Source organism: Ornithinibacillus massiliensis (genome assembly GCF_018310345.1).
Taxonomy (GTDB): domain Bacteria; phylum Bacillota; class Bacilli; order Bacillales; family Amphibacillaceae; genus Ornithinibacillus; species Ornithinibacillus massiliensis.
The window spans coordinates 545,943-560,936 of the sequence record NZ_JAGXBY010000003.1; the positions used below are offsets into that span (position 1 = coordinate 545,943).

At 37.6% G+C, this 14,994-nt stretch carries 18 protein-coding genes and 2 riboswitches; of the genes, 5 read left to right on the plus strand and 13 right to left on the minus strand.

The genetic code is table 11. The annotated features are described in order from the left end of the window. Nucleotides 1-200: 200 nt before the first annotated feature. Both ade and KGF86_RS11335 read right to left on the minus strand, forming a co-directional pair. Nucleotides 201-1,943 (minus strand): adenine deaminase, encoded by a 1,743-nt coding sequence (gene ade, locus KGF86_RS11330; protein WP_211741929.1) that lies wholly within the window; start codon nucleotides 1,941-1,943, stop codon nucleotides 201-203. Between the two features lie 237 nt (nucleotides 1,944-2,180). Then, nucleotides 2,181-2,282: riboswitch (purine riboswitch) on the minus strand. Nucleotides 2,283-2,408: 126 nt separating this feature from the next. Further along, the gene (locus KGF86_RS11335) at nucleotides 2,409-3,146 is read right to left on the minus strand and encodes an SDR family NAD(P)-dependent oxidoreductase (RefSeq protein ID WP_211741930.1); all 738 of its coding nucleotides are present in this window, start codon (nucleotides 3,144-3,146) and stop codon (nucleotides 2,409-2,411) included. A 191-nt stretch (nucleotides 3,147-3,337) separates the two neighbouring features. On the opposite strand from KGF86_RS11335, the gene KGF86_RS11340 reads away from it, so the two are divergent. Beyond that, nucleotides 3,338-3,937: a TetR/AcrR family transcriptional regulator gene (locus KGF86_RS11340; protein WP_211741931.1), complete on the plus strand. Its 600-nt coding sequence runs from the start codon at nucleotides 3,338-3,340 to the stop codon at nucleotides 3,935-3,937. A gap of 160 nt (nucleotides 3,938-4,097) precedes the next feature. Continuing rightward, nucleotides 4,098-4,197: riboswitch (purine riboswitch) on the minus strand. 48 nt (nucleotides 4,198-4,245) lie between these two features. Here the strand turns inward: KGF86_RS11340 and KGF86_RS11345 are convergent. From KGF86_RS11345 to KGF86_RS11390, 10 genes are all read right to left on the minus strand, one after another. Then, entirely contained in the window at nucleotides 4,246-4,410 is a 165-nt protein-coding gene (locus tag KGF86_RS11345; protein WP_211741932.1) for a hypothetical protein, read from the minus strand. Between the two features lie 100 nt (nucleotides 4,411-4,510). After that, nucleotides 4,511-5,143, minus strand: coding sequence for a response regulator (locus tag KGF86_RS11350; protein ID WP_339217818.1), 633 nt, complete (start codon nucleotides 5,141-5,143; stop codon nucleotides 4,511-4,513). Further along, nucleotides 5,136-6,179, minus strand: a complete 1,044-nt coding sequence (locus tag KGF86_RS11355) for a sensor histidine kinase (RefSeq protein ID WP_186870823.1) — start codon at nucleotides 6,177-6,179, stop codon at nucleotides 5,136-5,138. The genes KGF86_RS11350 and KGF86_RS11355 overlap by 8 nt, the downstream gene beginning before the upstream one ends. Then, entirely contained in the window at nucleotides 6,176-6,901 is a 726-nt protein-coding gene (gene liaF, locus KGF86_RS11360) for a cell wall-active antibiotics response protein LiaF (protein ID WP_186870822.1), read from the minus strand. The genes KGF86_RS11355 and liaF overlap by 4 nt, the downstream gene beginning before the upstream one ends. A gap of 92 nt (nucleotides 6,902-6,993) precedes the next feature. Further along, complete coding sequence (locus KGF86_RS11365; RefSeq protein WP_186870821.1) at nucleotides 6,994-7,629, minus strand: PspA/IM30 family protein; 636 nt, start codon at nucleotides 7,627-7,629, stop codon at nucleotides 6,994-6,996. 117 nt (nucleotides 7,630-7,746) lie between these two features. Further along, a complete protein-coding gene (locus tag KGF86_RS11370) occupies nucleotides 7,747-8,097 on the minus strand; it encodes a lmo0954 family membrane protein (RefSeq protein ID WP_186870820.1) in 351 nt (116 codons plus the stop codon). 297 nt (nucleotides 8,098-8,394) lie between these two features. After that, nucleotides 8,395-9,258 carry a metallophosphoesterase gene (locus KGF86_RS11375; RefSeq protein ID WP_211741933.1) on the minus strand — a complete coding sequence of 288 codons (864 nt, stop codon included), beginning with the start codon at nucleotides 9,256-9,258 and terminating at the stop codon, nucleotides 8,395-8,397. A gap of 15 nt (nucleotides 9,259-9,273) precedes the next feature. Next, the gene (locus tag KGF86_RS11380) at nucleotides 9,274-9,843 is read right to left on the minus strand and encodes a lysozyme inhibitor LprI family protein (protein ID WP_211741934.1); all 570 of its coding nucleotides are present in this window, start codon (nucleotides 9,841-9,843) and stop codon (nucleotides 9,274-9,276) included. Between the two features lie 68 nt (nucleotides 9,844-9,911). Beyond that, on the minus strand, nucleotides 9,912-10,580 hold the full coding sequence (locus tag KGF86_RS11385; protein WP_211741935.1) for an arginase family protein: 669 nt from the start codon (nucleotides 10,578-10,580) through the stop codon (nucleotides 9,912-9,914). A gap of 189 nt (nucleotides 10,581-10,769) precedes the next feature. Then, nucleotides 10,770-11,486, minus strand: a complete 717-nt coding sequence (locus KGF86_RS11390) for a DinB family protein (RefSeq protein ID WP_211741936.1) — start codon at nucleotides 11,484-11,486, stop codon at nucleotides 10,770-10,772. 149 nt (nucleotides 11,487-11,635) lie between these two features. Between KGF86_RS11390 and KGF86_RS11395 the strand changes: the two genes are divergently transcribed. Then, complete coding sequence (locus KGF86_RS11395; protein ID WP_211741937.1) at nucleotides 11,636-12,280, plus strand: HD-GYP domain-containing protein; 645 nt, start codon at nucleotides 11,636-11,638, stop codon at nucleotides 12,278-12,280. A 60-nt stretch (nucleotides 12,281-12,340) separates the two neighbouring features. On the opposite strand, the gene KGF86_RS11400 is transcribed toward KGF86_RS11395, so the two are convergent. Further along, nucleotides 12,341-12,988, minus strand: coding sequence for an SDR family oxidoreductase (locus KGF86_RS11400; RefSeq protein ID WP_186870814.1), 648 nt, complete (start codon nucleotides 12,986-12,988; stop codon nucleotides 12,341-12,343). Nucleotides 12,989-13,178: 190 nt separating this feature from the next. Between KGF86_RS11400 and KGF86_RS11405 the strand changes: the two genes are divergently transcribed. The 3 genes from KGF86_RS11405 (at nucleotide 13,179) to KGF86_RS11415 (ending at nucleotide 14,892) form a co-directional block, all read left to right on the plus strand. Then, nucleotides 13,179-13,625 carry an AraC family transcriptional regulator gene (locus KGF86_RS11405; protein WP_186870813.1) on the plus strand — a complete coding sequence of 149 codons (447 nt, stop codon included), beginning with the start codon at nucleotides 13,179-13,181 and terminating at the stop codon, nucleotides 13,623-13,625. Nucleotides 13,626-13,799: 174 nt separating this feature from the next. Continuing rightward, on the plus strand, nucleotides 13,800-14,144 hold the full coding sequence (locus KGF86_RS11410; protein ID WP_186870812.1) for a PadR family transcriptional regulator: 345 nt from the start codon (nucleotides 13,800-13,802) through the stop codon (nucleotides 14,142-14,144). Then, nucleotides 14,137-14,892 (plus strand): HAAS domain-containing protein, encoded by a 756-nt coding sequence (locus KGF86_RS11415; RefSeq protein ID WP_186870811.1) that lies wholly within the window; start codon nucleotides 14,137-14,139, stop codon nucleotides 14,890-14,892. The genes KGF86_RS11410 and KGF86_RS11415 overlap by 8 nt, the downstream gene beginning before the upstream one ends. Nucleotides 14,893-14,994 lie beyond the last annotated feature (102 nt).

A 14,994-nucleotide genomic window follows, 5' to 3' on the forward strand; every position in this document is an offset into this window, starting at 1 on the left:
TTATGAAATAATGGTAGAGCCAACACTAATAACAGAATGAATGGGATACAAAGTAATTAATTAAAAAGAATCCATAGTGACTCTCATCAAAATGGATTCCATATCAACCTATTATTACGCTTTAAAAATAATCACTAGTGGAGCTAAAAATCACCTCAAGAAGTAGTAGGCCATGTAATCAAATCAGTTCTTTCTTTATACTAGTTCTCCTCAACCGAAACCGGTACAAACTCAAACTTTGTCACGTCAACAAGCCCCATGTCTGTTATCTTTAATGTTGGAATAACAGCTAAAGACATAAAGCCTAACGTCATGATTGGATCTACATCATCCGATATGCCTAGAACTTCTCGTGCTGCTTTGTTTACTATGGTTTGCTCCGCTGCTACTTCTTCACCTGATAAATTACTCATCAATCCACCTACTGGAAGTGCCATTCTGGAGATGACTTCACCATTGTTAACTAAGACGACACCACCATCTTGTTGTTTTAAATTCTCAATGACGATGGCCATATCCGCATCATTCGTTCCTGTGACAATCAAATTATGGGAATCATGGGCAATAGAAATTCCAATAGCACCTCTTTGAATACCGTAATCCTTAAATAAACCAACAAACACATTTCCCGTATTGTTATGTCTCTCCACAACAGCGATTTTTGCGACTGGTTTTGCAGGATTGTATATAAACTCTCCCGTCTCATCCCGTTCAACCTCTACAATTGCTTCATTCGTCAATGCCTCTGTTGGGACATATTGAATCGCTCTTGCTTTATTAGAAGTTAATTGCAAACGTAGCTTTTCAATCGAAAAATCACCGATATGGACACTAGATTGCACAGAAGAAGTAACTGCTTTCGTATATGGAAGTACATATTCTCCTTGATTTGCTACTAGTTCCCCATTAATATACGTCTGTTCTACTACCAAATTGTCAAGATCTTGAAAAATAACCAAATCTGCTCTCAATCCTGGTGCTACTGCTCCACGATCATGTAACTGGCAGCATGTTGCCGTATTGATCGTCGCCATCTGAATTGCAGTAATTGAATCCATGTTTTCTTCGATACAAATACGGATGGAATTGTCTAGGTGCCCCTTTTCTAAAATCGTCTTTGCTTGTACATCATCTCCGCATAAACAGCAGCGATGCGCATTCTGCGGTGTAACTCCTTTTAACAATGTACGCAAATTATGGGTAATAGTCCCTTCTCTTAAGAAAACATACATCCCTCTTGAAATACGAGCTTGTAATTCCTCTACAGTGGAGCATTCATGGTCATTTTCAACACCAGCAGCGACATATGCATTTAGTTCCTTACCACTCACCATTGGACTATGTCCATCAATTCGTTTATTTAAATTTCTAGCAACTAATAATTTATCGATAACACTATCTTGGGCTTGAATCACCCCAGGAAAGTCCATAAATTCAGCAAGTCCTGCTGCTTTCCCCTCCTCCAAAGGAGCCACCATATCCGATGCTGTTAACACAGCACCAGCGTTTTCCATATTGGTAGCAGGTACACAGGAAGGTAGCATATATTGAATATCTAATGCAGTATGCTTTGCCGCCTCAATCATATAATCCAATCCTTTTAGCCCCGCTACATTCACGATTTCATGAGGGTCTGCCATTACGGTAGTTGTTCCATGTGGTACAAGTAATCGGCCAAACTCTTCTGGGGTCACATAAGACGATTCTACATGGATGTGCGGGTCAATAAAACCAGGTGCAATGTACTTCCCTTCTAAATCAACCGTTTCCTTCCCCTCATATGCTTCACCAATCCCGGCAATCTTTCCATCTATAATCGCGACGTCACCATGTAGGATACTGCCTTGATAAACATCGATAATTTTCCCATTTTTTAACACAAGATCCGCAACCTCGCGACCTGCTGCAACATTTATCAATTTTGTTAGCTCACTTTTTTTCAATTTTTCTTCCCCCATCTCTGAATTTGGATCCAATCTGTCTTTAGAAAAAATTAGAAAAACTAGCATTCACTCTTCTTTTAACGGGCGTAGTAGTGTTTCTTATGCTTTCAAGAAAAATTTTGTACTTTCCTATCTACAAAAAAAGCTCGGAAGACTACTACACTCTATAATCTACGAGTATAGCAATACCTCCGAGCCTTTTATGCCTGAAAAGATAGTAATAGATATGTAAATCTGTTACTATGTAATGCTACTCATAGTCAGTTCATTTACGGTAAACTGGTAGAAACTCGCAAGCCATATTCTTGCTATTATATGAGTGAATAGATGTATGCAATTATTAGTATTATAGCACTCCGTAATTAGATTTCAATAGAAAAATTCTTTCGATAACTAATTCCACGGATATATAAAAAAACCATACCGAACGAATTTCAGCATGGATTTTTTAAGTTGATAAATTTATTATTGAGCTGTATAGCCACCATCAACAATTAAGCTATTACCAGTCATGAAACTAGAATCATCACTTGCCAAGTATAATACAGCTTTTGCCATTTCTTCTGGTTTACCTAAACGCTTCATTGGTGTTGAATTAGTTAAAAAGCCTCTATCTGTTTCACCTAAGATTGGTGTATCAATAAATCCTGGGCATAATGCATTGACACGGATATTACGATCTGCATATTCTAATCCAAGAGAACGAGTTAAGTTAACCACTCCACCTTTTGCCGCATTATATGCTGCACTACCAGGCGATCCAACCCAACCATACATAGAAGCTGTATTGACGATAACACCACTACCTGCCTTCAAGAACTCTTTAATTGCTGCTTGTGCAACTAAAAATACACCGTCTAAATCAACTTCTACTGTTTTTCTCCATTCAGCATACGTTAATTCTTCTGTAGGTTTTACAGCACCGATACCAGCATTATTAAAGAGAATATCTACTTTACCAAAGGTTGATAATGTTTTATCATAGATATTTTTTACATCGTCTTCACTCGTTACATCCGCTTTTACGAAGATAGCCTCAGTGCCTTCCGATTTTAATTCTGCTTCAAACGTAGTTCCTTTTTCTTCATTAAAATCTACTAACACTAATTTTGCCCCTTCAGCAGCAAACAAGCGCGCTGTTGCAGCCCCAATTCCAGATACGCCACCAGTGATGATTGCTACTTTATCTTGTAGTTTCCCCATAATCCATTCCTCCTGTTATAATGTATTTAGACAATTATTTATTTAAATGCTTACAATTTAATTGTAGTACGTAACTTTTTGCTATCCAACCATCAATACTGTCCTTATTGTCTATTAGGCAGACATATTATACGTAACTGTCTATTAGTTATACAGATATTAGTAAACTGTTTATTACAGGGGGTATCGTAATGACTGAACTGCTCTCCACTCCACGTAAAAACCGAACTAAAGAACATTTCCAATTAGCACTTATTGCGTTAATCAAAGAAAAGGGCTTCCAGCATGTCACAATCAAAGATATTGTGGAATACGCCAAATATAACCGAAGCACCTTCTACACCCATTATCGTGATAAATATGAGTTGGCAGAGGATTTACTAGAGACAATGCTTCTCGGATTAGAAGAAGCAGTCGGGAAACCGTTTCAATCTAAACAAAAGATAAGTACCGTTCATCTCACTAAAAGTTCTTTTAATATTATTTCCTATATTTATGAGAATGGTAACTTCTTTGAATTGATTACCTATCAAGATACGATTCCAGAATTGCATACAAGATTTCCGCAAACCATTCTAAAAATCTATCAAGACCAGTTCCAATTCGAAACTATAGACCATTTACCAGTAGATATGGATTACTTTACACGTTATACGGCGTATGGATTTTATGGGCTAATATCCCACTGGATAAATACAGAATTTGAGGCTTCTCAGGAAGAGTTTATTGAGGAGGTTATCCGGTTAGCACAGACGCATATAGCTTCCGTTCGATTTGTTGGGACGGATTAGTTAACATACGGCTATTAAATCGAATTATTATTCTATTTTCCACAGTACCCTAACTTCTAGTGTACAGAATAAAAAAGCTCGGGAAGAATGACTACACTCTAAATTCTACGAGTATAACCATTTTTCCGAGCCTTTCATGCCTGAAAAGATAATAATAGAGTGACGATATAATGCTACTCATAGTCAGTTTATTTGCGGTAAACTAGTAGAAAAACAAGCCATATTCTTGCTACTATATGAGTAAATAGGTACAATTAATTGTTTATTATAGCACGCCAAAGTTAGAATTCAATCCATAACCTGTTTCTCTACGTATCCTTTGATTCATTTTCTCTCAAACGATGATGATTAGTAGTAGTGACACCTGCAATATGGATACGAACACCTTTCTTAATTGGAGAAGCTAAAAATCCAACCAGTGCACCAATTAAAAATAGTAAAGATGACAAGATAATAATTTCCCTTTTCCTCATTCATAATCCCCCCTACATGCTTTTGATAAAACAGCCTATTTATATCATAAGATAACTCGAGAACAAAGGGTAATAGTTATTTGCCACTAAGGCACTATCCCTACTTAACTAGATCATGCTTAAAGGCATAAATTACTGCCTGTGTCCGGTCCTGAACCCCAAGCTTGCCAAGAATATTACTTACATGCACCTTCACCGTCTTTAGTGCAATAAATAGTTCATCGGCAATTTCTTGATTGGATTTACCTTGCGCGACTAGCAGAAGAATTTCCATTTCCCGATCGGTTAATTGATCATGAAGATGTGTGACAGGCTTTTCACGCATTTTAGTCATAATCTTTCCCGTTACTTCTGGCTCTAGGACGGATTGTCCTTGGTAAGTCGAGCGAATCGCTTTAGCTATTTCCTCCGCTCTCGATGTTTTTAGCATATAGCTTGTCGCACCCGCTTCTAATGCCGGATATACTTTCTCATCATCAAGAAAACTAGTGACGATGATAATTTTTGCTTCTGGCCATTGTTCTATAATTTGTTTCGTTGCTTCAATTCCGTCCATTTCCTTCATTACTAGATCCATTAGGATGATATCTGGCCTAAGCTCTAACGCAAGCTTAACAGCAGGGGCACCGTCGCTCGCCTCAGCAATCACTTCAATATCTGGCTGAGCAGAGAGATAAGATGTTACACCAATTCTTACCATTTCATGATCATCTGCGAATAAGACTTTAATCACCATGTTCACCTTCCTTCCGTATAATAGGAACCTTCACTTCTAACTGTGTTCCTTGGTTTGGTAATGAAATAATTTTAATCGTTCCACCGACTTCTAATGCACGTTCTTTCATATTCTGTAGGCCATATGACCCTGTTTTTACTGTATTCATATCAAATCCAACACCATTATCCTTTACCCGCAGAATCGCTATATTATCTCGCTTTATTAGCATCACGTAAAGAGTTGTTGCCTTTGCATGTCTTAATGTATTGGATACCGATTCTTGTAAAATACGGAATAATTGATCCTCCACCCCTTTATCAAGCTGGAAATCCTCTGCCTTCCAGGAGATGTCCATCGGAACCTTTTGTATAAGCTCCTTTAACAGTTCTTCTACACCTTCCAGAAGTGATTTTCCTTTTAGTGCTACAGGTCGTAAATGGAGCAGCAATGCCCGCATTTCTAGCTGGGATTGTTGAATCATGTTTTCAACTAGTCTAAGTTGCTTTTTTATTTTGCTATCTAATTCGATTGCCGTATCATTTATGGCAGACATCATCATCGAGGCAGCAAATAATTCCTGACTAACTGAATCATGTAGCTCCCTTGCTAAACGATTACGCTCTTGGACAACAATTTCTTGTAAGCTTTGTTCTCTCTCTTCCGCGCGCTTTGTCGCAAGGGTTTGGAAATGCTCCGCTTGCTTATTTATCTTTTCTTGTAATTGCTTTATTTTCTGTTCTAATCTTTTTAATTCCTTGTACGAATCCGTATCTATATCAGTATGTTGACCTTTGATTACGTTATCCAGCTTTCGCTCAACATATTGAATTCGTTGCTTCCAATACCAACCAATCGAGATTCCCAAAATCGCCCCAGAGATTGTTGCAATTCCAAGGACGGTCAGAAGAAAGGACACATCACCAATTTGCTTTTCCCAAAGCATGGACCAACTAAATTCATCCTGTAAGAAAAAGGTTAACCCTACCGAGAGTACTACTAATACTAAACTATACATAATCCCGATCATCATATGGCGAAGTACTGTCATCATATGCGCTTCACCTCGATATCACCGGAAAATATAGAGGTTATAATTTTCACTCTAGGATAGGTGGAATCATAATGTTCTGTTTGGAATAAGAGTGACTTATTCACCAGTTTCATATCTTTCTCATCAAAGATGTGTGCCCTACCAAATACCGAGCTATGATGAATACTAACCTCTACTTCATAAGGAACATAAATCTCGATATTGCCAACTAAATGACGGATAGAGATTACCGCTGTATCATTAGGAAGTACCGTATTACTCAGGTCGATCACCCGATCTCCAATCCCACCATGAATATTAACATCTCGCCATTGATAAGCCATATCTTCTGTTTGCATATCATCAAAGAGCTTATTTTGAAAAAGTGGCTTCATTTTAATGAGCTTATCATTATTAATGACATGGTTAGGGAGAGTCGGTTTTAAGCTTTTACTATTTTTTGACTCATAATAATCTTTAAGCCACAGTACAATTACCACGACAATCAGAAAACGAACTGCCCATAGGTTTAAAATACAGAAAACAAACGAGACGATAAAAATCCAAAATAGAACCTTCCCCCATAAATGCTGGAAGTTTTTCCATCCTATATAAGCAAATATAGCGGAAAATATAGCAGGTATAACAGCCCCACCAAAATGGAAGATAATTTCCAAAATAAGGAGGATTACTCCTACGATCATAATCCAGTTGAGTGTATCTGTTTTTAATTTCTTGAACATAGCAGGAATCCCCCCTATCAACTCACACAGGCCCAATTGCTTGGGCCTGTGTCATGAGTATACCATTTTTAATGCGTTTTTGCGCATTTCAATTAATTCGCTTTTTCCTTTTCCTGCATTTCTTTTTCTAATTTAGCAATCTTACTATCAAATGTGCTCTTATAATAAGCACTATTGACCATGTATTCCAGGTTGTCAATGTAACGTTCCATTTCAGCGAACTTAGAGAATGGTTTATCAGATACCTCTTCCATCACGCGATTAATTTGATGATTGGCATGAAGAACATTCTCACGTCCCATCAATTCCATCCGACGAAGGCGCATATCTTTAACCCGGTGCTTCATTTCTTCATATTTTTGCTCCAGCTCTTCTAATTGCTCCATTGCTTCCTGGCGAGATGCCTTCATTCTTTCCGCACGCGCTTGATATTCTTCCTTTTCCTTTTGTGCAAAAGCATGCATTTGCTCCTCGCCCGCTTTTTCAGCAATAAAAGCCTGCTTTTCACGTTTCTCAGCCATTTCCGCTGCTTTCAAATATTCCCTTGAAAACTCATCCTTCAACTTATATTGACGCTCAATTAATTTACGCACCTTCTCTACCTCTTGTTCTGCTTGGCGTAAATATTGATTTAACGTTGAAACTGGGTTTTTCTTCTCCTTTTTGTCCAGTAAATCATGTAAATCCGCTTCTATAGAATCTTTAATCCGTGTGAAAACATTTGTCATAATAAGTTCTCTCCTTTTATTTTTGAATTGTAGTCTGAGGGCGTATGTGCTGGTTTTCCGGGATATCTTTCTTGCTTTCGGGCTCATGCTCCAAGCTCCACCACTTATCCATAAATCTTAATTATTCAAATCTGCCCATTGGCGTTCAAAGTTTGTAAATGGATCACCGTCATCAGTAGGAATAACGGGGGAATCTCCATCTTTTTTCCAGTTTTTCACTATCCAATACAATGCAAATGCAGCTGCAATTCCAATGACAGAGTAAATATTGGTAAAGCCGATTCCTAGAATAATGAGCCCTAGAATAATCCAACCAATTTTAGCTGCAACTGAATCACTCTTCACGAACTTTTTGAAGACGATATATAGCAACCAAACACTAAGACCTAATAAAACCATTGGACCTAGGTTAACTAATAATACAAGTAGGGCAACTAGCCCTCCTACAAACAACATAAATTTTCTCATCTGATTGCCTCCTTTCTTTATCATGAGTTAAGTTTACCGAGAAAAAGGATTTTGGATAATGAGCCTCAGCTATATTTTGAACTAGGTCTAGGGGCTTATTTTGGTATAGGGCTTATAAACAAGAAGAGGCAACCCTAAAGATGTGAACCTTTAGAATTGCCTCTAATACATTTGTAAACTTTTTCTTCTTTCTCCTTGGCATAAAACAGTCTTTTCTCTTCTCTCCCGAAACAAAAATTCATAAACTTCCCATTAAAACAAAGCCCCAAATAAAACTATTTGGGGCTAAAGGGGGATCTAACTCTCTCCTAAACCATCCCCAACTATCTCTATTAAACTAATTTGACTCTGATTCAAAAAACGTACTGGATATCCACTTGTACCGAGACCGCTATCGACGTACAAAAACTGCCCCTGGCCCAAGTCGAATATTCCTTTCTCCCACCTTGGAAAAAGACTTCTTTCTGGGCCTACAACAGCCCCAATGATAGGGAGCCTAATTTGACCTCCGTGTGTATGCCCACTCAAGATTAGATCAGCTGGTATCCTATTGTACTTATCGACAATACTCGGTGAATGGGAAAGTAATATCGTATACTGATTATCCTTTATACCAGCAAATGCCTGGCTTAGATTTTCATGATCGGTGGATGCATTATCAACGCCCACTACATTAATTACGGTGTTATCCTTTGTAAATGTGATGTTTTGATTATCTAAGATAGTAATGCCCCGATCACGAACTCCGCACAAAAATCTCCCTACATTTTCGTTAGCCAATTCATGGTTTCCAGTTACGAAAAACACATGGGGATGAGCTCGTTTTATTTTCTCCATAAAGACATACACATTTGTAAAATCATCTGTATTCCGACTGATAAAATCTCCGGTCAATACTATCATATCAGCATTTGCGTTTTTTACTGTCGTTATCAACTTTTCATACTGATCTGGATAAACCTTATTGTGAAGGTCTGTTATTTGTAAAATCGATACTTTCGTTTTCACCGGAACTTTTTTCGTTCGAAATTGGACTCTATTTACTTTAAATACATTCGTATCGAAATAGGCCTTCCCCAGTGCCCCAAAGAATAATAATAGATGGAAAATCCATAGGAACCGTTTTATACTGTTGACACTCTTCCGCTTTCTTCTTTGCATTACGTTCCATCCTTATCACATATACATTTCAACTAATTCTATACATCTATTCTTTGTCATCTCCATAAGCTTAGATGTATAAGCAAAGGATTCCATTGAGCCACCTTTGTAGTTAGCTGCCTCCGCTTCTGCCACTTCATCACGTAAAACAATCCAATTACGCTGTTCTTCTCTTAAGGTTTGCATTACTTCATCAGAAAGCTGACTTTGTAAGATACCGTATAATTCATTTAAGGTATTATCCCATGCTTTATACATTTCTCCTGCTGCTTCCTCCATATCGACTTGTGTACCCGTCTCTATGATTTCACGCTGCGCTGCTAGGCTAGCTTCTACTACTGCTAGTTTTCTGACGTATTCTGCTTTCGTTACTACCTTCTCTTCTTGAGCACTTACAGATCCATTCCCTTGCTCCTCATTCGTATCAGCATTCCCTTCTGGTTCTTGTTCTTCCTTCGTTTCCACATCCGCATCATCTGATAAAGGATTATCCTTCACCATATCTGATTCTGATTGTTCTACAGTTGAATTAGAACAACCTACTAGAATGAGTAATGGTATCATTAGTAACAATAATTTTCGCATGTCATGCTGCCTCCAATTCATTGATTCCCAAATAGTATATCAAATAATTGGTAAAAAGTTACCAAATGTTATGCGTGCAATAATCTCGAAGGCTTGTGACGTTTAGCGTTCCAATGTTGGATGGATTGGAGAATAAAGCCATTAGCACGATCATTTTTCTCCAATGCCTCTTTTGTCCTTTTATGATATTCAGTAGAAGGATTTACAGGATACTCACCACAAATATCAACACCGATAATAGATTTAGTGCGATAGAGTGCCTTTACCATGCCCATCATTTGCTTTAGTCGGAGTGTCCCATGATCCCATGCAGTCAAAGCCTCCTCCTGAAGAAGAACATCCTTATCCATGCTGATATAAATAGATTTAGTTGGTAGATTAGTTAAGATAGATTTGATAATCGTTGGTAGGTTAGATTGGAGTGAGTGTTCCGTATAGACTGCTACTTTGTTCTGTACGTCTTTCGGGATATGGAGATAGGCGTCTTCACTCACACCAATGATAAATACCTTCTTCAGCATGGGAAGATTATGAATGGACTCCAGAACCCATGAGCCACAAGAAATCAGGCTCTCGCTTGGAGCTGGAAGTGTATCTGTATGATGATCAAATAACACCAATGTATAGGGCTCATTGATCTGGGATTGTAGAATATACGAGATATAATGATAGTTTCCACTACCTAAATAATGAATGTTGCTGCTTGGATGATTCCTTATCCTATCCGCAGTTCCCATAAGACAGCTTTTTCACAGAACAAACTAATATTCCGCATATATTCCAAATCGATCGATGTATAATTGCTTCTTAGATAGAAAGATTGTCTACGATAAGTCCCATCGAAGTTCCATAAGGTTACACTGCTTTCCATATTCATTCCTCCATGTTCACTAGTAACCTAATCATTTGGTAGATATGATAACCTATTATATTCTTTTTACCGCTTCCTTTCCATCCCTTAAATCCACCATTTTTTGATGCCTTTCCTTAATGCGGATGCATTTATTTAAGTGCAAAAAGATATGTCTCGTAGCAGGCATTAATACCAACCCTGCTATTGTTTTTTTACTCCAGTACTCCGCCAACCAGGTAGAATCCTCTGTTACTGCTTTTTCCGTAAACAACCGGTTGATTCGATCTGATTCAACCTTCAACCTGAATTGTCCGGCTTCCAATTGCGATATGATTTCTTGGGTATGTTTGCCTACAGCTTGTCTATATAATAGTAGGGCCTTAAAATCGATTTCCTTACTTAATTTTGCAATATCCGCTTCACTCATATCATTTCCCGAATGTTCAAATGGGATATGAAGTTGCTCCAGCCAATTTGCTGTGCTGAGTACTTGCTTTCTACCTGCCACTAAAATATTCATCGTCATATCTTCAATACGGGTAACATGCCATAAATGCCACGCAATGGAATTTTTTGTATCTGGTCTTTTCACAGGGTACTTCCGAAATGTTGACTCTGTTAAATCATCTAATAACGCAGCTGCTAGGCTTTCCTGATTGGAAATTGTATGTAAAAGCGAATGTTGGGTAAGAAATAGTTGAACTGCCTCCTCATGCTTTTCAGGTCTTCTTAGCATTTCTTTTAGCGTTTTGTGGTTTGCATTCCAAGCCTTCCGCTCAGTCTTGTCCATAGTTGGTAATACCCCCATTTTATTAATCTATCAGTTTAATAAATAGAATATGTTGAACTCTAGTATAGTATGTTCAGTCAAAATAAACAAAAAACTTACAATAGTCTGTTATACTAAACATACAAATAAGCTGATAAAGGAGCTATAAAATGATTCGAACTCCGGAATCCCTATTTGAAAACATCGCTCAGGATCATGAAGTATTGCAATTGTTTAAGCATCACTCTTTACGGGTTATGTATCTATCAGCCATGCTTGCAAAAGAAGCTGGTTGTTATGATGATGATTTGCGAGTTGCAGCATTTTTACATGACATCGGAAAAATTGGTATAGCAAAAGAAATATTATTGAAACCTGGAAAGTTAAATCCAATTGAGAGAACCATAATTGAAAGTCATAGCCATATTGGTAACCTGATCATTCGAAAAGAGCTAGGTAAAACGCGAGCAGCTGCATTTATTCGAGACCATCATGAAAATTGGGATGGGACAGGATATCCGAGAAGATTAGTTGGAGAAGAAATCTCGATTCAAGGGAGAATTATTAGAATCTGTGATTCCTTTGATACGATGACTTACGATGAGAGAAATTACAAGCTAACGAAAATGTCCCATGATGAGGCTTTTGAAGAATTAACAAGATGCGCATGGACTCAATTTGACGGGAATTTAGTAGAAATGTTCATTCATTTGTTAACGGAGTTAGAGCTACCAGAGAACTGGTATGATACGTATAATATCAATTTTATCGAAAAAATGTATAAGCCATTCGATACGCCTTCAGATTTTTTATAATAGCTAGATTAAAGTATGTAGAGCGAACAAAACCATTTGTTCGCCCTATTTTTATTACCACTATAGTCGCTTTAATGCATCTTCAACTGGTGTATGCCCAGACATAATTTCTAATGTCTTCCGGTACGTCTTTTCCTCATCTAATGCTGCGACCACTGTCCTTGCTACATCCTCACGCGGTATTGATGTTTTTTGAATTTCCTCGCCAACTGCAATTTTCCCTGTACCAGGTTCATTGAGTAGCAGTCCTGGACCTAGGATGGTATAGTTTAAATCGCTTGCTACAAGCATTCTGTCTGCATAATGTTTAGCCACCATGTATGGTTTAATCGGACTATCTTTCCACGATTCACGGTCATATGCTTTATAAGCACTAACCATAATATATCGATTGATTCCAGCCTTTTCAGCTGCTTCCATCGACTTCACCGCACCATCTAAATCAACGAGCAATGTTTTATCTGGACCAGTGTGTCCACCAGATCCAGCCGAAAAGATTACCGCTTCAGAACCTCGCATCACTTCTGCAAGCTCCTCTACACTCTCTTCCAAATTCGCTATAGCCGCCTTCACACCAGATGCTTTCAATTGCTCTGCCTGCTCCTCGCTACGAACCATAGCAGTTAACTCGTGCTTATTACTTTCTTGAAGGAACTTCACAATATGTTTTCCAACCTGACCATTTGAACCGATAAGAAATACTTTCATGTTTGAAAACTCCCTTCACTATGGATAGTTATATTGTTTCAAAAGAAGGCAGTTTTATCAAAGATATTGCTTTCGTATTACGCTCTATTAAAAACTTCCTGATAATTTTAAAAAATATTATGAAAAAAATTTTAAAGCATGTTACATTCGAAATGTACCAAATAATATATGAGGAAAGGAAGAATTAGTAATGGAATATAAAATAGAAACCCTCCCCAATTATCGGATTGCTTATAAGAGGCGGATTGGTCCATATGGACCCGAAAATATTAACGTGATGACTGAATTAAAAGGTTGGGCTAGTGCGAGAAATCTTCTTCAATCATCTATTCTGTATGCAGTCCCATTAGACAATCCAGAGTCTACAAAACCTGAAGACTGTCGATTTGATGCTTGCATCGTAATCGATAACAATTACCCATTAGATAATACAATTAGCGAACGTGACCTCCTTGGTGGAAGATACCTTATGTTTAAAATCAGGCATACAACGGAAGCAATACAAGAGGCATATACTAAGCTGCATACTTGGATACAAAAAAGTGGATATCAGATGGATAACAAACCGATTATGGAACGATACAAAGCGGACCTATTGAAAAACCATTACTGTGAAATATGCGTGCCAATTAAATAGTAGCTTGGGAGGTTTGTCTTCACTTAACTAGATGACCTCCATGTAATAAGAAGATTTTTTACCCTTGCATTACAAGATAGCATATGTTATTCTACACATATACTTTGTATTGCAAGGTATTTTTTTAAATCCTACAACCCTTGTATTACAATATAGCAAAGGAGGTCACGTAATATGTCAACAACCCAAATGCTAAAAGGCATTTTAGATGGTTGTATTCTTGCAATCATAAAAGATAAGGAGGTATATGGTTACGAACTAGCCGAAAAGCTTGAGGAATACGGCTTTCAATCCTTCGGTGAAGGTACCATATATCCATTATTAATGCGTATGCAGAAAGAAAAGCTGGTCACCTCCACATTAAGAAAATCTACAGCTGGACCTCGCAGGAAATATTATTCTTTGACGCCTAAGGGCGAACTGGAACTGGCAGAGTTTATGGAGCGTTGGGACTACTTACAGTCCAATGTAAACAGAGTACTTAAACATGAATTCAAAGGAGAAGATAACCATGCATGAACTATCAAACAAAAGCAAGACCTTCATAGAAGATCTACGGGTTTATTTATTTTCTAGTGGAAAGAAGTCCAAAGAAATCGAAGCGATTATAGAGGAATTGGAAACACATTTAATTGAAGCAGAAAAAAGAGGAAAACCTATTGAAAAAATAGTTGGTAACTCCCCGAAGGAATATATGCAGATGATTGCCGATGAAATGAAGATCGACTTACGGTCATGGCTAAAATACATCTTTATGATCATCGTTGGCTCATTCTCTTTTACTATTTTTAAAGATGCATTAGCAGGGGCAGGTTCGTTATCCTATTCCATACTAGAAATAATTGGTCATATCGTAATTGCAGGAATTTTTATTGTCACTCTTTTTCTAGCATTTCGATATATCGCTAGTCATTATCTTTCAAACCTGAACCAGTTTCTCTTGTTACTGATTGTAACGTTAGTCCCTATCGGATTGTATGTTGGGTTAATTTTTCTTAATCGCTCAGTAGAAACTCCAGTTATGGAAATTGGACAAACTGGGACAATGATTATAACAGGAATAATGGTGTTATTTATCATTTGCCTTTCCATTTGGGCTAAAACAGCAATTCTAATTGCAATTGTTGCCTTACTTGTTTTACCAGATTATTTACTTAGTAAAACGGCATTAGATGCTGAAATGCAACTAATCGCAAGTAACATTATCTTAATAGTTGGGATAGGTATTTATGTATGGATTAATAATCTTAAATATAAGCATAGCTAATTGAACAGCAAACGGGAAGGTTCCATGTCTATGGGAACTTCCTCTTTTTCTCTATCCAAGTAAATTTTGCTGTATAGACAGAAACCTTATAACAAAGCATAA